Origin of the sequence: Bacillus sp. SJS (assembly GCF_000732485.2) — a bacterium.
In the GTDB taxonomy this organism is placed as follows: Bacteria; Bacillota; Bacilli; order Bacillales; family Bacillaceae; genus Metabacillus_B; species Metabacillus_B sediminis.
In genome coordinates this window covers 193203-216603 of record NZ_JAQV02000024.1, presented here as the reverse complement: position 1 = coordinate 216603, position 23401 = coordinate 193203, and the positions used below count along the sequence as shown (strand labels likewise).

Genomic DNA, 23401 nt, shown 5'->3' with positions numbered 1-23401 from the left:
CGTTTTTTTATACTGTACAGGTATCAAGGCATTGAGAATAGAAAATTTTAGGATATTACTAGGCGGATTGGCTCGTTTTTTATTTATCCATAATGTGCGGTATATCCTCTATCAACCTCTGAAAAACTTCCCTATACTTTTTACATAGAGTGTTTATTAAGGAGGAACCGGATTTTGAAAAAATCGGATAAAAAGAAAATCACTATTCTGACTGTCTTGATGTCCTTGGCAGGAACCGCATTCGCAGCTCAACCTGCTCAAGCAGCCAATGGCTCTTCCCATGCACTGAATGAGGTTATCATTCCAGAAAAGAAATTGCCCGGTAACATGCCGAGATTTGTTTATGATTCTGGTTTCAAGTTTGAATATCCAGATGCGGTAAGAGGCGTGTACATCACTGGGACATCTGCCGGCGGAGAAAAAATGGATTCCCTCATAAAACTGATGGACGATACCGAATTAAATAGCATGGTGATCGATGTTAAAGACGATTCCGGAAATTTTACGTTTCATCCAGATAAGAAATCTCCGTTCTACAGCATTAGCAAAGCTTACATAAAAGATCCAAAGGCAATGATGAAAAAGCTTGAGGATCATAAGATTTATCCGATCGGCCGCATTGTCGTGTTTAAAGACAATGTGCTGGCAGAAAAAAAGCCCGAGTGGTCCTATAAGAAAGACGGACAGGTTTGGCAGAATGGTACAGGCGCTAAATTTGTGAACCCATTTGTAAAAGAAGTCTGGGATTACAATGTACAGGCAGCGATTGAAGCAGCAAAAATGGGTTTTAAAGAAATCCAGTTTGATTATGTCCGATTCCCTGAGGGTTTTGAAACGAAGGATAAAGTACTTTCATACAGTGAGGGAGACTACGAAAAGGACAGCCGTGATAACACTCAGAAACGGGTACAGGCTGTAACAGATTTCACGGAATATGCACGTGAGAAGCTGAAGCCGTACGGTGTGAAAGTGTCCGTCGATATTTTTGGCTATTCTGCAACCTTGCCAGAAGCGCCAGGAATCGGACAGAACTTCTCAAAAATTTCGGATAATGTCGATGTCATCTCATCCATGATTTATCCAAGCCACTGGGGCCCATATTTCGGGATTGAAAAACCGGATACGGAGCCATATAAGCTCGTTAAGGAATATGCAAAGCTTGAGAATGAGAAGCTTGGCGACCTGAAAACAAGACCGATTTCCCGTCCATGGCTGCAGGATTTCACGGCTTCTTATTTAGGGAAGGGCAACTATTTGAAATATGGCAAACCTGAAGTAGAAGCACAAATAAAAGCGTTAAATGAGGAAGGAATCAATGAGTTTCTTCTATGGAATGCAAGCAACCGCTATACTGAGGGCGTCGATTATACGCCGCTTAAATGAGAACGCTGAAAAAACACTTGGGAAATCCAGCCCAAGTGTTTTTTAATTCATACCGGATCTGTATTATATCCTGCAAAGATATTTTGAAAGCCTGTTCGCGTATCTGTCCATACTCCGATGTATCCGCCTGCAGGAACACATGCAATGTCTATATAATCTCCAATCAGCGGGACAGGAGTTGGACTGGTTCCGTTAGGATTGAAGGAAGTGGACGTAATTCTTTGGTTTACAAAGGTCTGCCCTCCGTCAGTGGATCTTGCGGTAAAGACATCGAGGTTAAATCCATCCAATTGATTGCTGTAATAAATGATGTTGATCGTTCCAATCAACGGGTCAACATCAATCGCAGGAAAGAAGTTTTGGGAACCAGGGATTGCGTTTGTTACACTTATTGGAGTACTCCATGTTAATCCCTCGTCTGATGATTTAGATAAGAAAACATCCGAATAACCCTGTCGAAAATCCTGCCATACAGCATAAACGCTCCCATTGTTAATTCCTACTGAATTATCGGTTCCTAAATTGGCGAATGTCAGTACCCTGAAGGCGTATCCTGGAACAGGCAAAACGGTTGGTACTGGTACAACATCGGATACAATCACCGTAGGCTCAAAGGTTGCGCCTCCATCCAAAGATCTTCTGATGTCAAATTGTGAAACAGGGTCGGTTGTTATCCATCCGGCATATACATTCCCTGTAAAACCAACGGTCACATCAGGCCTTTCCACTTGTTCGGCTTCGTCAGAGAGAAGCACAGGAGTTTGAAACGTATTGCCGCCGTCGATTGAACGATTGAAAAAGGCGACTGATCCTCCAATATTTTGTACGTTAAACTGATGATTATAGGTAACGTAAATGTTGCCTAAATATGGACTGGACTGTGAGTTGTCCGCTGTAATATTAGTTTCGTCATTATTAATATACGTACCATAACCAGGTCCGACGACAACTGGATTCGAAAATGTCACTCCATTATCCGTTGATTTATAAACGAGTGTAGTACCGCTCTCTGCACCAGGAAATGCATGGGCAGAAACGACAAATGTGGCTGGAAAAACGTAAGCAACCATCGCTGCTTCCGCTCCTGTAAATGGAGCTGGAAGAGGAAGAATCGAATTGGACCAGGTTGCGCCTCCATCCACTGAACGGTAAAGGCCTGTTCTCGGAAGACCGGTTGAATTATCGGTTGCGACTGCTACCATAAAGTTTGTGCTTAAAAGATTAACCGCGATACTGGGTTCGAATTTGGGCAGGCCATCGGGGGTAACCTGAAAATTAAAAATCGGCAAGTAGGGTCTCCTCCTTAACTGTCTCTTAGTTAATGTTATGCTGAGTAACTAAACATGGAATGGACAGGTTAATCAACTTACATAAAATGGACAGGAAAATCAGCAAACATACAGACACTTTTGCTTTATATTAATAAACTATAGCAATTCCATGAAAGGAGTAGATCCATATAGCTAGAATTGTAGATGCCAAAACTTCTCAAAATGCAAGCTATGCCAATTCCATTGGGGTTCTGGTAACAGGGACTCCACAGCTGACAGGCCAGTTAACACTGGATTTAAGCAGTGCGGGAGCAAACAGCCGTGTCACCTTCGAAGGGACCGTTTCATTGCAGCTTCCTTTGCTTCCTGTTACTGCCCAGGCTACCGCCACCATTGTAAGAGGAACTTCCCCCTCGGATTTGGCTGTTTATTCTGCTGCACAGACTCTTGATTTAAACATTATAGGGCCTCAAGTTTTATCGTTCAGCGGATCAGATTTCAATGTACCAGCAGGAGGACCTGTAACGTACACGATGTTTCTCAGTGTAACTGGGCTTGGAGTAACCCGGGTTGGCCCTGAAAGTTTTAATGCTGTTGCTTACACAGATTAAGAATAGTAGGTGAAATGAAAAATGAACTATTTTACAGGGGTTATTACGAATACACGCGTAACGGGTACGGCAGCTTCAACGGTAGTTGTAAATACTAGAAACCTTAGTCTAGTGGATGATGCGACCATTGTCGTTGAACTTCGCTATACGCTTGAATCGCCTATTATGACTCCGCTCTATGTAAATGGTTACGTTGTGCCGGCTGGTACAGTTGATATTCGTGAGTTTTCTATTCCTGGGGTATTTGCATATGAACTGGAAATCAGTGTAATCAGTCCATCTGAAGAAGAAACAATTTTGACGGTATTCGGATTGGATGAATCCGGGAATCTTGTGCAAAATCAAAGAGTTCTCCAGTCAGAATTTACGGTTCTGCCTGCTGTTCTGTAAAAAAGAGAATTTTTAATTAGTGACTTTAAAATAAATGGTGTTTTTGCAAGCTTTGTTGTATTAAATAGAGTTATGGTATGGCGTATTTCGAGCTTGCCGAGTGGCAGGGGCTTGGATTTTCGTCGCAGGGCATACGGAATATAACCTGTCCCTCAATTCCCACAGAACTCTCGCATCTTTCACTTCATTCCTAATTTATTTGGCTAATAGCACTACCGTAGCGAACTGAGAAACATTTAAAACACCCTAATAGGCTGCCGTGACTCGAAATTCAAAAAGGGTCAGGTGGCCTAATTTTGCTTGGATTCTTTCGTTGTAGTAAAGAATATCCTCGAAAATATTGATATTACGTTGGAAAAGGAATGGATGGATCTTGCAGTCTTAGAACTCCTCGGTTTTTAAATGAGATTGGAAGAAATCAATCACGGCATGACCCAACAATTTCCCCTTCTAGACATCCTGCTTACTGCTTTATTTTCCGTTACAGCGTTCTGATATGCATCTGTAAACACATCCTTTCAAGTACTTTATTATGATTTCATTCTCCATCTTTAAATGGAAGATCTGACGGTTCCTTCGTTTCTCTTCTGTGGTAGTATCAGATTCATGTTTATAGGAGTTCTATTTTCCAATCAGCTGATCAAACCGATGGATTTCTCCATTTCTATGCCACCGTATCTAAGTTTTAATTTGAAAATTAATTTTTTTCATATTTATCCATTAGCTGTTTGGTCGATAAATTCGTGTTAACTTATTTCGAATTACACCCATTTGATTTCACTAGAATAGGTGTTTTTGCCCACGCAAAAACACCTTCGAATAGTAGTGGTGGTGTAACCATTTCAAAGGTGTTTTATAGTGTGTCATTTTTTATGCTAGTTTAAAATTGAAATACTCTCGGCGGGTTTTTTCTCCTTTCGATTAGGTTGGATGAAAGTGATCCTTAATTGTTTGTGTAAAGCTGATTGTTTTGAAAAACATATTGAATTGAACAGAGTATGAAATCTCTCAGAGAAACCAGGTTAAGGCTGATGCTCAAAAAAAGCTATGAGGAGGATCGCCTATGAGGAAACTGAACGTCAGAAGAGCTTATCACAGCGGGCATGTTTGTTAGAGCATTACAAAAAAAGTGCTACCGTAAGTTCTGCTTCTCTCCAATTCATTAATGTTATGGTCCAATGATTCCAAGGGATCTGAGCATAACATTAAAAGAATTCCCATACTTTTCGGGTGAAAAATTCTGTTTAATATGGAGAACACCCTGCTCCCGAATTTTTTCTCTAGCCTCAGTGTTAATGATGATTTCTTTAGCATGATTGACAGCTTGCATCAAGTCTCCTTGAGGATTAATCTTTCCTGTGCAGTTATGAATAATGAAACTTTTGATTCCATCCGAATCGGTCGCTACTACAGGGCAACGGCACAGTAAAGCTTCTGAGACGCTGTATCCAAATCCTTCCAGAATTGATGTGGAACTAAGAAATCCGCCGGAATCGCCAATTTTTGAATAAAAATCAGCCATTTCATGATTGGGGACGTCCTCATGATGAATCAAATGAGAGGTAAGGTGAAGTTGTTCCGTAAGTTTTTTAAATTCCTCCTTTTGATCATCAGCACTCAATTTGAGATCTCCAAACATCCATATTTGGAGATTATTATTCCATTTAACTAAATGTGAACAAAGTTCTAAAAAAAATGACCAATTTTTATTAGGTTCCAGTCTGCCTACCCACCCGATAATTGGCTGGCTGATTTTTTCATGATTTCTATATCCAAATCCATGGATATCCAATGGATTGTCAAAACAGTATTGCGGAGTATCAGGGATTTTACTATTAAATAAACGAATAAGATGTGAGGTCTGCGGATATAAAATGGCTTGAGCATATGATTTGATGTAAGGAACAGCCTGATCGACTACTGCAGTTGCTTCACTGGGTATGCCAAGACCTTGGACTTCATATATGATTTTTCCGGAATAACCTAGATTCCGTACCCTTTCCATTAAATAAAAATCTGTGCAAACGACGATTACATCATACTGATTTTGATCCAATATTTCTTTTATTTTCGTGTCATCATTTGTGATATGAGTAGTAATACCTATGATGTTTTTCTTACCTTCTGCGTTGAAAAGGTAAAGAAGATGGGATTCAATTCCCATGTTCGCCAGTGATTTTGCCCTTATCCGGTTTAATGTTTCCATCCCTCCGCTTGGAAGATAGAATGTGAACAAAATTTTCATGTTTTAAACCTCTCTTGTTGGGATTGCATCCATTATTGAAGTTTTTCTTTTAACTTTAATGTCCTGAACAACTGATTTGTGAATGGATTTTCGGAATTAAGCTCTGTCTGAAAAACAACCTTTTCATAGTTTGAAGTAAAGGAGCTGGAAAGAATGGAGGGAGCAGCATTCCTAAGTTGAGAGATCAAAGTTTGAATGAACATTGGGGTTGGAAAAAGATCATCTCCTAAGATTAATGTATAAGGAGTTTGGATGGAACGTATGGCAGCAAGGAGTGCCTGATGTTCATTTACAAATGGGTTCGAGATAAATTCAGTAAGAGGATGGGAAATCTGGATTAAAGTGCCCGTTATAGATTGGTCTGGGGATCTATCCACGATTCTAAAATGATAATTGCTAAATACTTGATCGTAGAGATCTTCAGCTCTCTTTACTGCATTTTCTGTATCTGTTCCTACATATACAACTGTCAGCTCCGGTGTGATTTGGAGTCTCACTCTTGCTTGATGTCTTACTAGGTGATACATATATCTCCACCGGCGATGGTGATTTTCATTTTTTAATGAGGCGGAAATACTAAATTCCGAGTCAACCCGGTAATCAACAAGTTCAACAGGAATGAACGCCATGTCGCAGAATTGGGTAAGCCTCAGCCAGTAATCATAATCTTCAACGGGTTCAGCCCCGTAGCCGTCTAAATTTTTAGCATATTCACTTTTGTACATGAAAGAAACTCCAACAATACATGCGTCCATCAGATTTTCTTTCGGCATGGCCTGGTAGTTTCTTTGTATTTCAAGCTGTGCTTCGGTCAGGAGAGTATTTCCGTCATCATTAATATTCTGAAAGGAACTGTACACCAAACCTACGTTAGTTGGAGAGGTGGAAAGAAAGGTTCTTAATGTGCTTAGGAAATTTGGATAATAGATGTTATCACTTGAGACCCAGGTTAAATATTTAATTGAAGGATCTTGAAAAAGAATATCAAATCCTCTGTTTAGTGATTTGGAAACACCTTTATTGGTTTCATTAATTACAATCTCAATTCTAGGATCGTTTCTGCTGTATTCTTCCACAAACCCAATCATCTCAGGAGCTCCATCCACTACTATTATCATGCGGAAATAAGGAAGATCCTGGTGTAGCATGGATTCAATTGCAGCCTTTAGGAAGGAAGGTTTCTGTATATATACGGGCATAACAACACCGGTGTCATTCATGAATAAATACACCTCTTTGACTTTTATGCTATCTTATTCATGCGGTTGCTTCATGTCTGTATATTTGTCCATGGAATGTCTAAAAAAACAAGCACAGAGGCTTGGATTAGACCGATTGATCATCGGTTTATTCTTTTTACTCGGTTCCAGCCTTTCTGTGTTTTCTCAGACTGCTGAAAAAAGATATCCTTCGTTTTTCCTCCGAACAAACCCGACCCGATCCCATTTGCTAAAACACCCATTGTAGCAGTCAATCCGATAACAAAAACGGCGAAAAGAACGAAATCAGTAAAATAGCTGATCATGCCAATCAACTCCTTATTCCTATTATACATAAAATGTATTCAATTTTCAGTTAATTTAAACAAATGCTTTATAATATGTTTATGCAGAAGCAAAATGGGTAAATTATCAATACAACTACATTTAACAGGAGAGAAAGTATGAATTGGTACGAGAAACTTAGCCAGTATTTTCCGATTGAAGAAATGAAATCACGTGATCATATAGAAGGTCTTTTGAAAGACAGAGGCGATATTTATTACAAGGATGAAGGGCCAAAACATGTGCTCATGTATGCGGAGCTCGATGATTTTCTTTTTATCGATTACATATATGTCTCCAAAGATGCACGCGGCGAGGGTCTTGGACATAAGCTTATTGCGAAGCTGAAAGAGAAAAACAAACCCATTATTTTGGAGGTTGAGCCTGTTGATGATTCCGATCAGGATACGGCAAAACGCCTTAAGTTTTATCAAAGGGAAGGTTTTCATCATGCAAGCTCCATCGGATATTCCAGAAGATCTTTAGCAACCAATGAAGTGAATCATATGGAAATTCTCTACTGGTCCCCAAATGACCGTCCGGAATCAGAAATTTTTTCTGCAATGAAGGAAACCTATAAGCACATTCATACGTATAAGGATAAAGAGTGGTACGGCCGTTCTTATGAAGATGTGAAGGAAGTACTGAAAATACGGAGCGAGGAAGAATCTAACGACATTTTCGATGAGAAAAACTAATTGAGAATGCATACGCGTATGATACGCCGAAAAACAGGAAGTAAATGAATTTATTGGTACTGGAGCGCAGTTGTCAGAATGTTAAAGTAATATAAACAATACTGATTTATAGGGAATTGTAACGAATTCGTCAAACTTTTAAGGAAAAGATATTCACTAACTTACTTTTTTATAGTATAATGAGCAATAGATATTACTTGTTTAAAGTGATTTTATTTTAAACTACGTACAGAGGAGTGAAAGTTCCATGGTAACCTTATATACATCACCAAGCTGTACTTCATGTAGAAAAGCAAAGGCGTGGCTGGAAGAGCATGAAATTCCATATACAGAAAGAAACATTCTATCCGATACGATGTCTATCAATGAAATTAAAGAAATTTTAAGGATGACAGAAGATGGAACGGATGAAATCATTTCCACACGTTCTAAAATCTTTCAAAAACTAAATGTTAATCTTGAGAGCATGCCTCTTCAAGACCTATATCAGCTGATTCAGAATCATCCTGGACTGCTTAGAAGACCAATCATGATTGATGAAAAACGTCTTCAAGTAGGCTACAATGAAGATGAAATCCGCCGCTTTTTGCCAAGAAAAGTACGTACGTATCAGCTGCGTGAAGCACAGCGCCTAGTTAACGAATAAACGATAGATAAAAGCCTTCCAGTGATATTGGAAGGCTTTTATGTGCTTGTTCTCATTTTTTTCATAAGTACACCGCTTAACACAAAAATGAGTACGGTAAAATAAGGGATTCCCTCAAGAAACAATGGTTTACTTGCCAAAAATTGAAGCTGATCTTCATGAGAAATCATTTTCCCTGCAGTGTAAGCAAGCATTCCCCCTCCGACATAAATTAAATAAGGGAAGCGGTCAATCAGCTGCAGAACAAATTTGCTTCCCCAAATTATGACCGGAATCGAAATGAAAAGTCCGGTTACGACGAGCATGGTGTGGCCGTTTGCTGCTCCTGCAACGGCTATAACGTTATCAAGCCCCATTAGTACATCCGCAGCGACAATCGTTCTTACAGCCTTCCACAAACTCCCATGGCTTTTAATGTTTTCGTTTTCCTCCTCTTTTCCAGCCATTAAACCGAAAGAAATATACAGAAGGAATATCCCGCCTGCCAGCTGCAGATAAGGAATTGTCAGAAGATATACGGCTACAGTTGTAAGAGCGGTTCTAAGAGTTATGGCAAGAAGCGTACCAATAATAATCGCCTTTTGACGCTTTTTTTCCGGAAGCCTTCTGCTGGCCATAGCAATTACAATGGCATTGTCTCCGCCCAGGATTAAATCAATGCCAATAATCATCAATAAAGAGATTAGAAACTCCTGCTCCATCCAATACCCCCGTTTGTCCCGCATTAAAGGATTGTGCTTGTACCAAATATATGAAAAGCAACAAGCAATATGCCTCATCACAGGTTAATAACTGTTTTCATTCTTTTCAGGGTTTTTTTATTTCATTTATGTGTGATTTATCATAAAATAGGAGTACAAGATTCTCTAAGCTGTGGTTGACTAATATGAGGGTGTTGTGGTAAGTGAGAAGGCGGTTAAAAAGCCAGGCTTTGGGGTAAAGTGTAGGAAAGTGCAACTATCGGGGGTTTAGTTGTCCCTTCAACATCAAAAAAAGAAGGGAAGTGTAATCCATGGAAATTGAACGCATTAATGAGCATACCGTGAAATTTTATATTTCATATGGCGATATAGAAGAACGCGGCTTTGACCGGGATGAAATCTGGTACAACCGTGAACGAAGTGAAGAACTCTTCTGGGAAATGATGGATGAGGTGCACGAGGAAGAAGATTTTATGATGGAAGGACCACTCTGGATCCAGGTTCAGGCAATGGACAAAGGTCTGGAGGTAGTGGTCACCAGGGCACAGATGTCGAAGGATGGACAGAAGCTCGAGCTGCCGATCAGTGATGATAAATATCACGAAATTCCTGTAGATGACAACATTGACAGTATAATGGATGAACATTTCTCCAAAGCCCCTGCTGAAGGTGAGGATCAGCCTCCACAGCTGGAATATGTCATACATTTTAGTGATTTTGAGGATGTCATTTCGTTAGCAAAAACGAATCTTTCCGGATTTTCCAATAGCTTGTTTGCGCTGAATAATCAATACTATCTGTTTGCTGAATTTACTGAAGAACAAGCGGCAGAGGAAATGGAAAATGTACTAAGCATTATTTCTGAATATGGAAGCCAATCAAAAGTTACGGTCCACAGGCTTGAAGAATACGGAAAAAAGGTAATGGATGAACACGCATTGCATACGATCCGAAAGCATTTTGCTTAAGCTCACGAGCCGATTTCTATAGAAATCGGTTCTTTTTTTTGAGTTGTAAAGGGTATGATAGTAATGCCATAAGTTATTTTATTTCGGGTATGATTACGAACGAAACTTTTAGGGAATGTAATTCGTACTATACCTTAAGCTGCAGAAAAGTCAGGTGAGATTGGATGAAAAATTTTATACAGGTCATTATTTTTTCATTATTTGTAACAGCCGTTATTCTATTAACGAAAAATTATTGGGGAGACTGGATTTTAGCCGCATTAAGTATCATATTTACCCTTTCAATTGTCTTTATCGGCTTCGTCATTTTTATGGAAAACCGAAAACCTAATCAGACCTTAACATGGCTGATTGTCCTCGGCGCATTTCCAATCGTCGGGTTTTTATTTTATTTGCTGTTTGGACGCAATGTCAGAAAAAGAAGGCTTTTTGAAAAGAAAGCGCTTATCGATCAGCAGGTGTATTTGCAAATAGAAGGAGATCATCACGATTATGAAGAACGGGCAGCACAAATGGGGGACCACCAGAAACTCATGTTTAAGCTGGCTCACAATCTTAGTCACAGTCCTGTCTCTTTTGCATCAGAGACAACCATTTTAACAAATGGGGATGAGAAGTTTCCGGCGATTTTGAAGGAAATCAAAGAGGCTAAAAAGTACATTCATCTAGAATACTATATAGTCCGGCACGATGACATCGGGCTTCAGCTTCAGGAAGCTTTGATTGAAAAGGCGAGGGAAGGGGTCAAAATCAGATTCCTGTATGATGCAGTGGGGAGCTGGAAGCTTTCCAAAGGATATATTAGCAAAATGCACAGGGCAGGAATAGAAATGGTGCCATTTCTTCCGGTAACTCTTCCTTTCTTAAGCAATAAAATCAACTTCCGAAATCACCGTAAAATCATTATTATTGACGGTAAAATAGGATTTATGGGCGGCCTGAATGTAGGAGATGAGTATTTAGGAAAAGTCGACTTCTTTGGCTTTTGGCGTGATACACATCTGATGGTTAAAGGAGAAGAGGTGCGGACTCTGCACATGATTTTCCTTCAGGACTGGTACTATATGACCGGCAAGGAGCTTGATACGGAAACTTATCTTAAAGCAGATCCAGCAGAATTCCCTGAGGGGAATGGCGGAGTTCAGATGATCGCCGGAGGGCCTGATAATAAGTGGGAAAACATTAAAAGCTTATTTTTCTCCATGATTGTTTCAGCTAAAGATTCTATCTGGATCGCATCTCCATATTTTATTCCGGATGAGGATATTCTTTCAGCATTAAAAGTCGCTGCGCTTAGCGGTGTAGATGTGCGCCTTCTTGTCCCGAAAAGACCTGATAAAAAGCTGGTCTTCTACGCATCAAGATCCTATTTCGCTGAACTAATGGAAGCCGGAGCTCAAATTTATGAGTACGAAAAAGGATTCATGCACAGCAAAATTGTGATCGTGGATTATGAGCTAGCCTCCATTGGTACCGCCAATATGGATATGAGGAGCTTCCACCTGAACTTTGAAGTGAATGCATTCCTATACAGAACAGATAGTACTGTGACACTCGTAGAAGAATATGAGAAAGACTTGCTGGAATCTAAAAAGCTGGATATGGACGACTTCGTCAAACGCAGCTTTTTTCAGCGGATGTTTGAATCATTTGCTAGGCTGCTGTCACCGATGCTTTAAGGTTGGGCATATAGGAAAAAGACTAATCCATAAAGGGTTAGTCTTTTTTTATGGTTTTCGTTTCCCGGTCTCATGAACTGAGCCACTTTGATTGTGGTTCATGCTGGAAACATGGCCTTCCCAGCTACTTCGATATTTTTCTTATTTCCAGCCAAAAGGACCTGCATCGTTACCTAGCTGCTTGGTCTCTGCCTTTGAATACCGACTTTTAACCGCTGATAATCCCCTTTTCAACCCCGAAAATTCAATCTTCTCATATAAGAAGGATTCGCCTAAACACATGGAGAAAGGGTAGTTGCATTCTATTTATAAGGAGGAAGGATTGTGCTTACGTCTTTAACTGAATCAGGTGCATTTTCTTTACTAAACAAGGTTTATTCATTCGAGGAGCTGGATCAGCTTCGGAGTACCGAATTATTTTACTGTCCAGCTTGCAGGCAGAGCGTAGAGCTTAAGCTTGGTACGGTAAAGAGGTATCATTTTGCTCATCGTAAAAAAACAGCCTGTCATTATGAGGTGGAGCCGGAGAGTGAACGGCACTTGCTTGGAAAGCAGCAGCTGTTCGACAGGCTGAAACAAGAAGGGGAGGCGGAGCTGGAGCCGTATCTCCCGGAAATCCGGCAGCGGCCGGATATGATGCTGACGTTTAATAAGAAGAAGTATGCAATTGAATACCAATGCTCGTCCATTCCCCATGAACAGGTAATCCGCCGGAGCAGGGGCTATCAGAGTCTTAAGATAGAACCGGTCTGGATTCTCGGTTCGAATCAGCTTCATCGAACGGGAGCTTCTGAGTATCGTCTAAATGCCTTCCACTGGTTCTTCATCAAAAATTTCCCCTATTCATCGCTTCCCTACCTCTTGTATTATTGCCCGGAAAATAAGCAGCTCCTAAGATTATCCGGATTCTTCCCTATTTCTAAGCAGATTTTTCATGCAAAAGCCGAAGTGATGGAACTAAGCATGGATTCTCTGGCTCCGCACAAGTGCTCTGCTCCAAGCGGATATCCAGTCAGCTGGCTCCAAAGCAAGGTCCTTAAATATAGAAAATATCCTCCTTCAAAACAAGTAACCTCCCTGCAGAAGGTGCTTTATTTGAAAAAGCGACTTCCATTATCTCTTATCCCTCCTATCGTTTTCATGCCAGCGCAATTTGACTTTGCCATTGAAACAGAGCCATATGTTTGGAAAACATGGCTCCTATTATGGGCAGAGACCCGTCCTGGTTTTTCCAAACAAGAAGTGGTCCGTTATTTCTCTTTCCTCGAGTCGGAAGGGCATATTAAAAGGCGCAGTCTTCAGACCATTAGTCCTTCAATTGAAGAAATCCTTTATGAATTGGGAAATAGGCTGATGCAAGCAGGATTTTTAACATGGACGGAGAAAAACAACATATATACACTTGCACCAATCAGGTGGTCATCCAAAATAACGGACGTTTTGCATGAGGATTGTGAATTTTTCAGGCTAATTTCAGCACTTGAGCATAACCTATAGGCATGTACGGCAAATCAATTGACTTCATAAGAAAATTTAGACAAGATGAGTTTAAGGCTGATTTCAGCTTAAGTATGGATAAGGGGGAAAAGACATGTCAGAACAGCAAACAGTAAAAAAATTGCCGCTAAGAAGCGATATTGCGGTAGAGGATACATGGAGACTGGAAGACATTTTCGCAACCGATGAGGCTTGGGAGAAGGAGTTTGCGGAATTAAAAACAGCTATTCCTAAAATTGCGGACTATCAAGGGAAGCTTGGAGATTCTGCTCAAACTTTATATGAAGGTCTCTCCTATCAGGATTCAGTTACGGAGCGCCTTGGAAAATTATATACATATGCACACATGAGATACGATCAGGATACGGGTAATTCACTGTACCAGGCATTAAATGACAGAGCAGCAAGTCTTTATACAGAAGCGTCCAGCATTTCGTCCTACATGGTTCCTGAGATTCTAGCTATGGATGAAGGAACACTGAAACAATATGTGGAGGAAAGCGAAAGCTTGAGCCTTTACCGTCACGCCCTAGAGGAAATCAACCGTGAACGTCCCCACGTTTTGTCTGCTGAGCAAGAGGCTCTGCTAGCACAGGCAACAGAAGCACTTAGAGCTTCGAGCGATATTTTCGGCAAGCTAAATAATGCAGATATGGAATTCCCTGCGATCAAAGATGAAAACGGGGAAGAGGTGGAAGTTACACACGGCCGTTTTATCACATTTATGGAGAGTGAAGACCGCCGGGTAAGGCACGATGCGTTTAAAGCGGTTTATGATACGTATGGAAAATTCAAAAACACGCTGGCAAGCACACTGTCCGGTGCAGTAAAAAAAGATAACTTCTATGCAACTGCAAGAAAATACAGCTCAGCAAGAGAAGCGGCACTAAGCAGCAATAATATTCCTGAAGAGGTATATGATAACCTCGTTTCAACTGTAGAGAAAAATTTGCATTTGCTGCAGCGTTACGTAGAACTTCGTAAAAAAGCCCTAAACCTTGATGAGGTTCACATGTATGATCTTTACACACCGCTTGTCCAAAACACAAAGATGGAGATTCCTTATAAAGAAGCAAAGGATTATCTGTTAAAAGGACTCGCACCGCTTGGTGAAAATTATTTGGATATTTTGAAAGAGGGCTTTGAAAACCGCTGGGTCGATGTTCATGAAAACAAAGGAAAACGAAGTGGCGCGTACTCTTCAGGCACGTATGGAACGAACCCTTACATTTTGATGAACTGGCAGGATAATGTGAACAACCTGTTTACGCTGGCTCATGAATTCGGCCATTCCGTTCACAGCTATTACACAAGAAAAAATCAGCCTTATCCTTACGGCGATTATTCAATCTTTGTCGCAGAAGTGGCTTCAACAACGAATGAGGCATTGCTGAATGATTATATGCTGAAAACGATTGATGACAAGAAGAAGCGGATGTACTTGCTGAATAACTATCTCGATGGATTCAGAGGCACTGTATTCCGTCAAACCATGTTTGCTGAATTTGAACATGCTATTCACAAACGTTCACAGGACGGTGAGCCGCTGACACCAGAGCTTTTGACGAAAATGTACTACGATTTAAACAAAAAATATTACGGTGAGAACATTGTCGTGGATGAAGAAATCGGCTTGGAATGGGCAAGGATTCCTCATTTCTACTACAATTACTATGTATATCAGTACGCAACTGGCTTTAGCGCTGCCGCTGCCCTCAGCAAGCAGATTCTTGAAGAGGGAGAGCCTGCAGTAAAACGCTACATTGAATTCCTAAGTGCAGGCAGCTCGGATTATCCGATTGAAGTTCTGAAAAAGGCAGGGGTTGATATGACATCATCCCAGCCGGTAGAAGAAGCGTGCAAAGTATTTGAAGAAAAGCTGAACGAGCTCGAGAAATTAATGAACGAATAAAGCGAAAGGCCGCTCCTTTAATCACGGAGCGGCTTTCTCTTTAGGCATGTTTTGGAATTGCGGAGCGGAATCCCTGCAGTTAAAATCCTTTAAATGTTTTTTTGCGCGTCATCCCATAAATACCGCTCACGATGATAACAAAAAGAATGAGAGAAGAGAGGATGACCGGAATCATATTCATCAGACCCAGAATTTGAAGGAAGAATGCCCCTCCAAAAAGAAGGATCATCCCAGTAATTATGATTGGATTCATCTTGGAACCACCCCCGTCCTTCTGTATATGAAGGTAGATGATAAAATATGTATGTGACGAAATTGTGAATTAAGAACTAAGTACTTGTCAAAACTCGACATATTCTGATATACTCAGGGTGTGAAATTGATCACATAACAAACATTTACCCCTTTGTTTGACCGTGAAAAATTTCTCCCATCCCCTTTGTTGTCGTTAAGACATACAAGAAGAGACCATGCTTATCCCGGCATGGTCTTTTTTAATTTATTTAATAAAGTAAGCGGTTACAAATAGATTTGAGGAAATATGGTAAACTGGCTATACAAATTATGTAAGGAGATTCGATTGGATGAGTAAAGAGAGAAATAAAATATATGTTCCATTAATAATAGGGATCATTATGGTTATTGTGTTTCAGATACTTGGTGTATTCTTTTCAAGCTTTATTTTTTCCATGACCGTGCTGTTCCCTGGTATTTTAATTATTGTGCTCGGTGCTATCATCATGCTGTTTTTCACGATTCGCTATAGTGTGAAAAGGGTTAAAGAGAATAAAGTTCAAAGCTTTCTGCCGCTTATGCTGAACGCCCTAATCCTTGCTTTAATTTTCTTTAATCCGTTCAATTGTATGATCCAGTATGCGGAATTTTCCATTAAATACAATGCGAGAATGGAGGCAATTCATTCTTACTATGATGGGGAATTAGTGAAAGCAAAAGAAAGCGTATACTCATACTCTTTAAAAGGAAATCAATTTTTGTCAGATGGCAATGAAATAATAAAAGCTGGAGATAAAGTGCTATTCTTTACGGTCCGAGGCGTCTTAGATAATTTTTCTGGTTATGTGTATTCTCCGGACGGAACTCCACCTTCTGAAGAAGATGTCCAAGCTGATTTTTTAGAACGAAGAAAAGTCCATGAGCATTGGTATTATATTGTTTGTACATAAGAAAAATTTAGTAAAGAAGCAATCGAATATGCCTAAGTATTGGGTAGGGCTAACTGCAATCGGACAGAATGTTTTGGAGAATGGTTAGAAAACCAGGTCTGGTGGACAGGAAAAATGTACGGCTAAATTGAAATGAGGAACGGCCAGGATAAGAGGCGGAATGGACAGATAATGCCTGTGAACGGCCAGAAAACCACGTCGGTTGGACAGAAAATATCCATCGGCTAAATAAGGGTGGAGAACGGACAGATAATGCCCGGGAACGGCCAGAAAACCAGGTCGATTGGACAGAAAAAATCCATCGGCTAAATAAGATCGGAGAACGGCCAGAATAAGAGGCGGAACGGACAGATAATGACTGGGAACGGCCAGAAAACGGTGCAGGTTGGACAGAAAAAAACGGACGGTTAAATAGGAGTGGAGAACGGCCAGAATAAGTCACGGAACGGCCAGAAAACAAGTCACACCCCCATCACCGTCCACCAGCAACCAAAAAAACCGCCAAATCCTCAAAGGGGATGGCGGTTTTTCAGTCTAATGCTCTCCAGAACGTTCCGTGCTTGACGGGCACTTTTTCTACTTTTTGTGCAAGCTGATATTTTTTCATTTCACGCTCGGCTTCTTCAATGCTCATGTTGTAAACCAGAGCGATTTCTTTAGAAGCGACGAATCGGAAGTAAGATAGGAATACCTGCAGCGGAGGCGGTTCGGATGGCGGCGGGGTTTCGCCGAGCATTTCGAACAGCACTTCTTCGTACATTTCATATGGATAATAGCCGGCGATTTTCAAGCCTTCTTCTTCTACCCGTTCATTGAAGAATGCAATGGTAGGCATTTCGCTGACTTCCATCTCTGCAGTTATTTTCATATCGCATTGCAGAGCCTTTACGGCGCTCTCAGAGTGAAGGTCCTTAATGAATTCATCTTTATCAAGACCGGTAATACCCGCAATTTCAATAAGCACTTTTTCATCTGAGACATCCTGCTTTTCAGTGAAAAGGACTTCCTGCAGCTTGCGGAGGAATCGGATGCCGGATTTCCTCCCTTGCAGCTCTGCTGCTTTTATCGCAACAGAAGGTGCATAAGCAGAGGAGATTGGATTATCAAACCAGATTGATCCGTCGCATGACATTCCAGTGCGGCATGCAGTGCTGTCCCAGGAAGCTGCCATGTTCTCAGGGCGTTTCATTTTAATGGCATTTAAAGATGCCAGATTTCCGCTGATAATATGCTTCAGTGTAAAGAAGCGTCCGTATCTCATCAGCAATTTTTTAATTATGGGCTCAAGCGCCCAGCACTCAGGACAAAGAGGGTCGACGAACAAATATATTTCAAGCGGTTTCTTTGCATTGCCGTGGCAATGGGAGAAAAAATGCCCGATATTCTTTTTCTCGCCATAAGGCATTAATTCCATTCTCCTTTCTTATCGAGCGCACTGCCTGGAGTATTCACCATATGATGCGCCGTTAATGTAAGCCGCTCGAAAAGGAAATTTCGAATATCTCCCTCTAGTCCAACCTCGTCCATTGCTTTGTCCATACAATCCAGCCAGGCTTCCGCTCGGTCTTCTGTTATAGGAAAGGGCAGGTGCCGCGCTCTCAGCATTGGATGACCATGCTCATCCGTATATAAAGAGGGACCGCCTAAGTATTGAGTCATAAATTGTTTCTGCTTTCTTGCTGTTTCGCTTAATTCGTTAGGAAAAATAGGTGACAGCAAGGGATGTTTTCCTACATTGGAATAAAAAGCATCAACAAGCTGGGAAAGAAGCTCTTTTCCAATCGCTTCATACGGAGTTGTAAAAGATTCTGCCATGTTGATAACTCCTTTATCTTAAATTCTCTTCAAACTGAGTAAGATTATTCTTAAATAAGTGTGTTCAGTCGTGATATGCCAGGGTTTTTAGCTCTGTCCTGCTCATGTAATAAACTTATTTTAACAATGAGATTCATATATCTCAAACAAATCGCTCTGAGTTTTATTTAAAAATCCATTTTCCCATAAAAAAATCAGTCCGCAATGGACTGATTTGCCTAGGCAAAATAAGATGCTGAAATTTTCTCGACATAATTTCGTGTTTCTTTAAATGGAGGAATCCCACCGTACTTATCCACGTTTCCAGGTCCGGCATTATAAGCTGCAAGAGCGAGTTTGACGTCTCCATCGTACTTGGCAAGCATCTGTTGTAAGTATTTCGTTCCGCCCATAACATTGTCCCTTGGGTCAAAAGGATTTTCGACTCCAAGTCCTTTTGCTGTCGCAGGCATTAGCTGCATCAATCCCATGGCTCCTGCTCCGCTTTCAGCATTCGGATTGTAATTGGATTCCTGTTTAATGACGGATCGAATCAATTTAGGGTCCACGCCATACGCTTCAGAAGCCTCTGAAATAATCGTCTCAATAGAAGCGGGGCCTGATGGAAGTTTTACAGAAGATGCTTTGATTTCATCTAAGGAAGGGAGCGCTTGTGTAAATAGCGGCCGCTGCTGGTTTGGGAGAGCTGATGCCGGATCTTGCGGCGTTCCGGTATAAAATTGGAGCATTGTATCAAGCAGGTCGCTGAACATGTCGCTGGCTGATTGGCTTTCTGTCTGTTTATTGGATTGAAAATCAAGGGAGCGAAGGTTCTGTAGTTCCATCATCGTCTGAAACTGTTTTATTTCCATACGGAGTCATCTCCTTTATTCTCGATATTTTTGTTCATAAAAGCGGCGAACCTTATTTTTCGTTTCACGGACAGGAATCTGATGCATTTCGAGAAGCCTGCTGAAATACAGTTCTCCTGATGTAGCTTCGTCTGCTTCATATTCCAATTCATAGTCCTCTATAGATAAGTATCGGCTCCGATCAAGAACGATTAAGCCGTTTTCTGCTTTTTTTTCAGCACGGAAGGTTGTCAGGGAACCAAAATAGCGAATGGCGTCATCAGCAATTCCGAGCGATTTAAGCTGGTGCTTGACGCTACCAGCTGGAAATTGGTGTTCTTCCATTAGAAAAGCTGCTTCTTCATCTGTTAAAGTTTGCTCGGTTTCCAGAAGTCCTGTTTCCGCTGGCTGTTTAAGTGTAAGCACCCACTTTCCATGTTTATAGCGGGTTCTAAGGGCGGATTTCTTTTCTTTTATTTGAAAATCGCTGGTGTCAAAATAATGATTCACCTGCTCATGAAAATCTTTTTCATTAAAGCTGAATGCGATGGCTAACCGGCTGAATTCATCTTCCGTTAGCATGTTTTTAAATTCAATTTCGATATGCTGAGCCATGGTGATCCTCCAATATTACATGTTTTCTCTATTATCTCTCTTTAAAGCAGCCAGAGCAATCAAGAAAAGTTTGAAAAGCGGCGGGGATGAATGGAGCTTCCATTTTATAAGAGCGGCGACTGTATGGTAAAATAGATGTGTAGTTTTGGATTGGAAGGAGTTTTAATAAATGAACAATAAAATCGAAGTATTGGAAGCGTCAGTTAAAGAGGAGAAATTGGTGCTGACAGGGAATTCTTATAACGGCGAGGCTTCTGAATTGGAGGCTAAAGGACAAATTTTAGCAGATTCAGATAACCTCGCATTTGTATACATATTGGAAAACCCAGAGCATTTTACATACTTAAGTATTCCGGCTGCACATTGGCCAGAGGTTGAAAAAGCAAGAACAGCTTCATTAACCGTTTGGGCTCGCATAAATGAACATGAAATAGAGCTTGAGCAATTCTTTGAGGAGCTTGATGAGCTGGTTCAGAACATAGCAGGCAATGCGAATTACGGAGAGGAAATGGAAGGCAAGGTTTCCGAAGTGTTTGCTACCTAAGCAAAAAAAGAATGAGAACATTTCATGCTGGGGGCGATGGAAATGGATGAGAGAGAATGGGAGCTGTTCCTGGCTCCGTATCAGCAGGCGGTTGACGAATTAAAGGTTAAGTTAAAGGGATTAAGAACAGAATATGAGCTTGAAAGCTCGCATTCTCCTATCGAATTTGTGACGGGGAGAGTGAAGCCGATTGCGAGTATTCTCGATAAGGCTAAACGGAAAAACATTCAATTGGATCGGCTCCACAGCGACATGCAGGATATCGCGGGGCTGAGAATGATGTGCCAGTTTACAGATGATATCCGGGCAGTAGTAAACATGCTGAGAAAGCGGAAAGATCTTGAAATTGTTGAGGAAAGAGATTATATTTCCCATAAAAAAGAGAGCGGATACCGATCCTACCATGTCGTTGCACATTATCCCGTTCAGACGATCAGCGGCGAAAAGAAGATTCTGATTGAAATTCAGATTCGGACATTAGCTATGAATTTCTGGGCAACAGTAGAGCATTCTCTTAATTACAAATATAAAGGGAACTTTCCGGAAGCAATCAGAATTCGTCTTAAGCGGGCAGCGGAAGCCGCTTACAGGCTGGATGAAGAAATGTCACTGATAAAGGGAGAAATTCAAGAGGCCCATGCTATTTTCTCAAGAAAAACGGAATCGAACGAGTCGGAGTAGGCGCGGTATATAATCTATAGAAAAGGGGCCTGGAATATGAGATTCGCAATTACGTCTAAAGGCGATAGCAAATCAAATACACTGATGCAAAGAATGAGGACATACCTGAGCGACTTTGATCTCGAGTATGATGAAGACCGTCCGGATATTGTCATCTCTGTTGGCGGCGACGGCACCCTTCTTTACGCGTTTCACCGATATCGCAGCCGCCTCGATAAGACCGCTTTTATAGGAGTACATACAGGCCATCTCGGCTTTTATGCGGATTGGGTTCCGGATGAAATTGAAAAGCTGGTAATAGCGATTGCAAAAACACCTCATCAGATTGTGGAATATCCAATCCTTGAGGTTATTATCCGGCATAATGACGGGGGAAAAGAAGCGCGGTACCTCGCTTTGAACGAGTGTACAGTGAAAGCGATTGAGAATTCCCTTGTGATGGATGTCGAAATCAAAGGCCAGCGATTTGAGACTTTTCGCGGGGATGGGCTATGCATCTCCACTCCATCCGGAAGCACAGCTTATAATAAAGCATTGGGAGGAGCGATTTTGCATCCTTCTATCAGGGCTATTCAGCTTGCCGAAATGGCTTCTATTAATAACCGCGTCTTTCGTACAGTAGGCTCTCCGCTTATTTTGCCTGACCACCACACCTGCTTGTTAAAGCCTGTTAATGATGCGGATTTCCAAATCACGATTGATCATTTAACGCTCCTGCATAAAGACGTGAAATCGATTCAATGCCGCGTTGCAAAAGAAAATGTACGCTTCGCCCGATTCCGTCCATTCCCTTTCTGGAAGCGTGTAAAGGATTCCTTTATTGGACAGTAAACAATTTCAGATGGAGTGGAGCGTTTCGCAGCGGGAAAGCGGCCTGCTGGTGAAGGAATTTTTGCAGCAAAAGCAACTGACGAAACGTGCCATTATTGATATTAAATTCAGCGGCGGATGCATTACTGTGAATGGAATTCAAGAGACGGTCAGAAAAAAGGTGACAGCGGGGGATAAAGTGGCTGTTCTTTTTCCTGTTGAAAAACCAAGTGAAAGTCTGATTCCTCAGGATTTAGAGCTTTCAATCGTTTATGAAGATGACCATTGCATCGTTTTAAACAAAGCAGCAGGAATGCCGACGATTCCTTCCATGCTCTATCCGCACAGTACACTAGCTAATGGATTGCTGTATCATCTGCAAAAACAGGGACTCTCATCAACTATTCATATCGTAAACCGACTTGATAAAGACACGTCCGGTCTTATGCTTGCAGCGAAGCACCGATTCAGCCACTCCCAATTTTCCAAACAGCAGAAGCAGGCGGGTATTCATCGAACGTATACGGCGATTGTTCATGGGAAATTGCAGCTGGACAAAGGAATCATCAGCAAACCCATTGGCAGAAATCTGCAAAGTATCATTGAACGAGAAGTAAGGGAAGATGGCCAGTATGCTGCAACGGCTTATCTGACACTCGGAAGGAAACAGGACTGCAGTTTGGCTGAACTGAAGCTTGAAACAGGGAGAACCCACCAGATCCGAGTGCATATGAGCAGTATCGGTCATCCGTTAGCAGGAGATACGCTATACGGCGGCAGTGATCGTTTAATGAAAAGGCAGGCTTTGCACAGCTCAGAGCTCACGTTTTGGCATCCGTTTAAGGAAGAGCAAATGAGTTTTCATGCGACGCTCCCGAAGGATATGAAAGAGTTTTGGAATACTTCTGAATAACTGAGGCCCAGCGAATTGAACTGACCCTGGGCAAATAGGAAAAAAGACGAATCCGGCTGGAATTCGTCTTTTTTCTATATCTTTACCTTAATGAACCTGTGGTCTTGGCCGCTTAACTAATTCCCCGCTGCAATTTGGGCAAACCTTCATCATCTCTTCCGTACATGGTTCGCAGAAGGTGCATTCGTGTACACATATGTAGGCGGGGGATTGATCTTGGAGAGCTCCACTGCACCGCTCGCATTGCTTGCGCATCTCAAGAGACATGGATATTTCAGCTCCTTTTCAATTTTCCCTTCTGAAGGAATTTCATGATGAAAGCTGTTCCGGCGATATTTAAAATCAGTGATGGTACTAGCAGAGCAGCAAGCATCAGGCCTTCTGGCTTTAATGCAATCGAGAGCATTAAAAAGCACATGCCAGCCATGACAAATAGTAATCCTATACTATAGTTCTTATCCAAT

General features: G+C 41.3%; 26 protein-coding genes. 14 read left to right on the top strand and 12 right to left on the bottom strand.

What is annotated here, in order from left to right:
- Positions 1-204 precede the first annotated feature (204 nt).
- Positions 205-1383, top strand: coding sequence for a putative glycoside hydrolase (locus AS29_RS15610; protein WP_442854539.1), 1179 nt, complete (start codon positions 205-207; stop codon positions 1381-1383).
- A 47-nt stretch (positions 1384-1430) separates the two neighbouring features.
- Here the strand turns inward: AS29_RS15610 and AS29_RS15605 are convergent, their stop codons facing one another.
- The gene (locus tag AS29_RS15605) at positions 1431-2672 is read right to left on the bottom strand and encodes a sialidase family protein (RefSeq protein WP_231889962.1); all 1242 of its coding nucleotides are present in this window, start codon (positions 2670-2672) and stop codon (positions 1431-1433) included.
- A gap of 329 nt (positions 2673-3001) precedes the next feature.
- Between AS29_RS15605 and AS29_RS21825 the strand changes: the two genes are divergently transcribed.
- Positions 3002-3265, top strand: a complete 264-nt coding sequence (locus AS29_RS21825; RefSeq protein ID WP_231889961.1) for a hypothetical protein — start codon at positions 3002-3004, stop codon at positions 3263-3265.
- Between the two features lie 21 nt (positions 3266-3286).
- Positions 3287-3655 carry a hypothetical protein gene (locus tag AS29_RS15595; RefSeq protein WP_035409276.1) on the top strand — a complete coding sequence of 123 codons (369 nt, stop codon included), beginning with the start codon at positions 3287-3289 and terminating at the stop codon, positions 3653-3655.
- Between the two features lie 1168 nt (positions 3656-4823).
- Here AS29_RS15595 and AS29_RS15590 read toward each other — a convergent pair.
- The 3 genes from AS29_RS15590 to AS29_RS15580 all read right to left on the bottom strand — a co-directional run bounded on the left by AS29_RS15590 (position 4824) and on the right by AS29_RS15580 (position 7425).
- Positions 4824-5819, bottom strand: coding sequence for a glycosyltransferase family 4 protein (locus AS29_RS15590; protein ID WP_231889960.1), 996 nt, complete (start codon positions 5817-5819; stop codon positions 4824-4826).
- A 113-nt stretch (positions 5820-5932) separates the two neighbouring features.
- Entirely contained in the window at positions 5933-7120 is a 1188-nt protein-coding gene (locus AS29_RS15585; protein ID WP_035409272.1) for a glycosyltransferase, read from the bottom strand.
- A gap of 119 nt (positions 7121-7239) precedes the next feature.
- Positions 7240-7425, bottom strand: a complete 186-nt coding sequence (locus AS29_RS15580) for a hypothetical protein (RefSeq protein ID WP_035409270.1) — start codon at positions 7423-7425, stop codon at positions 7240-7242.
- A 138-nt stretch (positions 7426-7563) separates the two neighbouring features.
- Between AS29_RS15580 and AS29_RS15575 the strand changes: the two genes are divergently transcribed.
- Both AS29_RS15575 and spxA read left to right on the top strand, forming a co-directional pair.
- Entirely contained in the window at positions 7564-8142 is a 579-nt protein-coding gene (locus AS29_RS15575) for a GNAT family N-acetyltransferase (RefSeq protein WP_035409268.1), read from the top strand.
- A gap of 247 nt (positions 8143-8389) precedes the next feature.
- Entirely contained in the window at positions 8390-8788 is a 399-nt protein-coding gene (gene spxA / locus AS29_RS15570; protein ID WP_035409267.1) for a transcriptional regulator SpxA, read from the top strand.
- Positions 8789-8826: 38 nt separating this feature from the next.
- Here the strand turns inward: spxA and AS29_RS15565 are convergent, their stop codons facing one another.
- Positions 8827-9489 (bottom strand): TerC family protein, encoded by a 663-nt coding sequence (locus AS29_RS15565; protein WP_035409265.1) that lies wholly within the window; start codon positions 9487-9489, stop codon positions 8827-8829.
- Positions 9490-9800: 311 nt separating this feature from the next.
- On the opposite strand from AS29_RS15565, the gene mecA reads away from it, so the two are divergent.
- From mecA to pepF, 4 genes are all read left to right on the top strand, one after another.
- Complete coding sequence (mecA, locus tag AS29_RS15560) at positions 9801-10457, top strand: adaptor protein MecA (protein ID WP_035409263.1); 657 nt, start codon at positions 9801-9803, stop codon at positions 10455-10457.
- Between the two features lie 164 nt (positions 10458-10621).
- Positions 10622-12136, top strand: coding sequence for a cardiolipin synthase (cls, locus tag AS29_RS15555; protein WP_035409262.1), 1515 nt, complete (start codon positions 10622-10624; stop codon positions 12134-12136).
- Between the two features lie 324 nt (positions 12137-12460).
- Positions 12461-13633 carry a competence protein CoiA gene (locus AS29_RS15550; protein WP_051860739.1) on the top strand — a complete coding sequence of 391 codons (1173 nt, stop codon included), beginning with the start codon at positions 12461-12463 and terminating at the stop codon, positions 13631-13633.
- 94 nt (positions 13634-13727) lie between these two features.
- Positions 13728-15545 carry an oligoendopeptidase F gene (gene pepF, locus AS29_RS15545; protein ID WP_035409259.1) on the top strand — a complete coding sequence of 606 codons (1818 nt, stop codon included), beginning with the start codon at positions 13728-13730 and terminating at the stop codon, positions 15543-15545.
- A 79-nt stretch (positions 15546-15624) separates the two neighbouring features.
- On the opposite strand, the gene AS29_RS21650 is transcribed toward pepF, so the two are convergent.
- Positions 15625-15798: a hypothetical protein gene (locus tag AS29_RS21650; RefSeq protein WP_197491620.1), complete on the bottom strand. Its 174-nt coding sequence runs from the start codon at positions 15796-15798 to the stop codon at positions 15625-15627.
- A gap of 331 nt (positions 15799-16129) precedes the next feature.
- Between AS29_RS21650 and AS29_RS15540 the strand changes: the two genes are divergently transcribed.
- The gene (locus AS29_RS15540) at positions 16130-16729 is read left to right on the top strand and encodes a hypothetical protein (protein WP_035409258.1); all 600 of its coding nucleotides are present in this window, start codon (positions 16130-16132) and stop codon (positions 16727-16729) included.
- 529 nt (positions 16730-17258) lie between these two features.
- On the opposite strand, the gene AS29_RS15535 is transcribed toward AS29_RS15540, so the two are convergent.
- The 4 genes from AS29_RS15535 to AS29_RS15520 form a co-directional block, all read right to left on the bottom strand.
- Positions 17259-18134 carry a ClpXP adapter SpxH family protein gene (locus tag AS29_RS15535; protein WP_051860738.1) on the bottom strand — a complete coding sequence of 292 codons (876 nt, stop codon included), beginning with the start codon at positions 18132-18134 and terminating at the stop codon, positions 17259-17261.
- Positions 18134-18544: a globin domain-containing protein gene (locus AS29_RS15530; RefSeq protein ID WP_035409256.1), complete on the bottom strand. Its 411-nt coding sequence runs from the start codon at positions 18542-18544 to the stop codon at positions 18134-18136. Before AS29_RS15530 ends, AS29_RS15535 begins: the two co-directional genes overlap by 1 nt.
- A 218-nt stretch (positions 18545-18762) precedes the next feature.
- A complete protein-coding gene (locus AS29_RS21930; RefSeq protein WP_035409254.1) occupies positions 18763-19395 on the bottom strand; it encodes a lytic transglycosylase domain-containing protein in 633 nt (210 codons plus the stop codon).
- A gap of 15 nt (positions 19396-19410) precedes the next feature.
- On the bottom strand, positions 19411-19989 hold the full coding sequence (locus AS29_RS15520; RefSeq protein WP_035409252.1) for a CYTH domain-containing protein: 579 nt from the start codon (positions 19987-19989) through the stop codon (positions 19411-19413).
- A gap of 169 nt (positions 19990-20158) precedes the next feature.
- Between AS29_RS15520 and AS29_RS15515 the strand changes: the two genes are divergently transcribed.
- Genes AS29_RS15515 through AS29_RS15500 form a run of 4 tightly spaced genes read left to right on the top strand, consistent with a single transcriptional unit; the run spans position 20159 to position 22937 of the window.
- Positions 20159-20533 (top strand): hypothetical protein, encoded by a 375-nt coding sequence (locus AS29_RS15515; RefSeq protein WP_035409250.1) that lies wholly within the window; start codon positions 20159-20161, stop codon positions 20531-20533.
- Positions 20534-20575: 42 nt separating this feature from the next.
- Positions 20576-21214, top strand: coding sequence for a GTP pyrophosphokinase (locus AS29_RS15510; protein WP_035409248.1), 639 nt, complete (start codon positions 20576-20578; stop codon positions 21212-21214).
- A gap of 36 nt (positions 21215-21250) precedes the next feature.
- Positions 21251-22045, top strand: coding sequence for an NAD kinase (locus AS29_RS15505; protein ID WP_035409246.1), 795 nt, complete (start codon positions 21251-21253; stop codon positions 22043-22045).
- On the top strand, positions 22035-22937 hold the full coding sequence (locus AS29_RS15500; protein ID WP_231889959.1) for an RluA family pseudouridine synthase: 903 nt from the start codon (positions 22035-22037) through the stop codon (positions 22935-22937). Before AS29_RS15505 ends, AS29_RS15500 begins: the two co-directional genes overlap by 11 nt.
- Positions 22938-23024: 87 nt before the next feature.
- On the opposite strand, the gene AS29_RS21110 is transcribed toward AS29_RS15500, so the two are convergent.
- The gene (locus AS29_RS21110) at positions 23025-23204 is read right to left on the bottom strand and encodes a DUF1272 domain-containing protein (RefSeq protein WP_082883876.1); all 180 of its coding nucleotides are present in this window, start codon (positions 23202-23204) and stop codon (positions 23025-23027) included.
- Between the two features lie 7 nt (positions 23205-23211).
- Complete coding sequence (locus tag AS29_RS15495) at positions 23212-23400, bottom strand: hypothetical protein (RefSeq protein WP_035409244.1); 189 nt, start codon at positions 23398-23400, stop codon at positions 23212-23214.
- Position 23401: the final 1 nt, after the last annotated feature.

Bases quoted from the DNA above. Each gene is read 5' to 3' on its own strand.
- AS29_RS15595 (WP_035409276.1), top strand. From the start codon at position 3,287: ATGAACTATTTTACAGGGGTTATTACGAATACACGCGTAACGGGTACG.
- AS29_RS15590 (WP_231889960.1), bottom strand. From the start codon at position 5,819: ATGGGAATTGAATCCCATCTTCTTTACCTTTTCAACGCAGAAGGTAAG.
- AS29_RS15585 (WP_035409272.1), bottom strand. From the start codon at position 7,120: ATGAATGACACCGGTGTTGTTATGCCCGTATATATACAGAAACCTTCC.
- AS29_RS15580 (WP_035409270.1), bottom strand. From the start codon at position 7,425: ATGATCAGCTATTTTACTGATTTCGTTCTTTTCGCCGTTTTTGTTATC.
- AS29_RS15575 (WP_035409268.1), top strand. From the start codon at position 7,564: ATGAATTGGTACGAGAAACTTAGCCAGTATTTTCCGATTGAAGAAATG.
- spxA (WP_035409267.1), top strand. From the start codon at position 8,390: ATGGTAACCTTATATACATCACCAAGCTGTACTTCATGTAGAAAAGCA.
- AS29_RS15565 (WP_035409265.1), bottom strand. From the start codon at position 9,489: ATGGAGCAGGAGTTTCTAATCTCTTTATTGATGATTATTGGCATTGAT.
- mecA (WP_035409263.1), top strand. From the start codon at position 9,801: ATGGAAATTGAACGCATTAATGAGCATACCGTGAAATTTTATATTTCA.
- cls (WP_035409262.1), top strand. From the start codon at position 10,622: ATGAAAAATTTTATACAGGTCATTATTTTTTCATTATTTGTAACAGCC.
- pepF (WP_035409259.1), top strand. From the start codon at position 13,728: ATGTCAGAACAGCAAACAGTAAAAAAATTGCCGCTAAGAAGCGATATT.
- AS29_RS21650 (WP_197491620.1), bottom strand. From the start codon at position 15,798: ATGAATCCAATCATAATTACTGGGATGATCCTTCTTTTTGGAGGGGCA.
- AS29_RS15540 (WP_035409258.1), top strand. From the start codon at position 16,130: ATGAGTAAAGAGAGAAATAAAATATATGTTCCATTAATAATAGGGATC.
- AS29_RS15535 (WP_051860738.1), bottom strand. From the start codon at position 18,134: ATGCCTTATGGCGAGAAAAAGAATATCGGGCATTTTTTCTCCCATTGC.
- AS29_RS15530 (WP_035409256.1), bottom strand. From the start codon at position 18,544: ATGGCAGAATCTTTTACAACTCCGTATGAAGCGATTGGAAAAGAGCTT.
- AS29_RS21930 (WP_035409254.1), bottom strand. From the start codon at position 19,395: ATGGAAATAAAACAGTTTCAGACGATGATGGAACTACAGAACCTTCGC.
- AS29_RS15520 (WP_035409252.1), bottom strand. From the start codon at position 19,989: ATGGCTCAGCATATCGAAATTGAATTTAAAAACATGCTAACGGAAGAT.
- AS29_RS15515 (WP_035409250.1), top strand. From the start codon at position 20,159: ATGAACAATAAAATCGAAGTATTGGAAGCGTCAGTTAAAGAGGAGAAA.
- AS29_RS15510 (WP_035409248.1), top strand. From the start codon at position 20,576: ATGGATGAGAGAGAATGGGAGCTGTTCCTGGCTCCGTATCAGCAGGCG.
- AS29_RS15505 (WP_035409246.1), top strand. From the start codon at position 21,251: ATGAGATTCGCAATTACGTCTAAAGGCGATAGCAAATCAAATACACTG.
- AS29_RS21110 (WP_082883876.1), bottom strand. From the start codon at position 23,204: ATGTCTCTTGAGATGCGCAAGCAATGCGAGCGGTGCAGTGGAGCTCTC.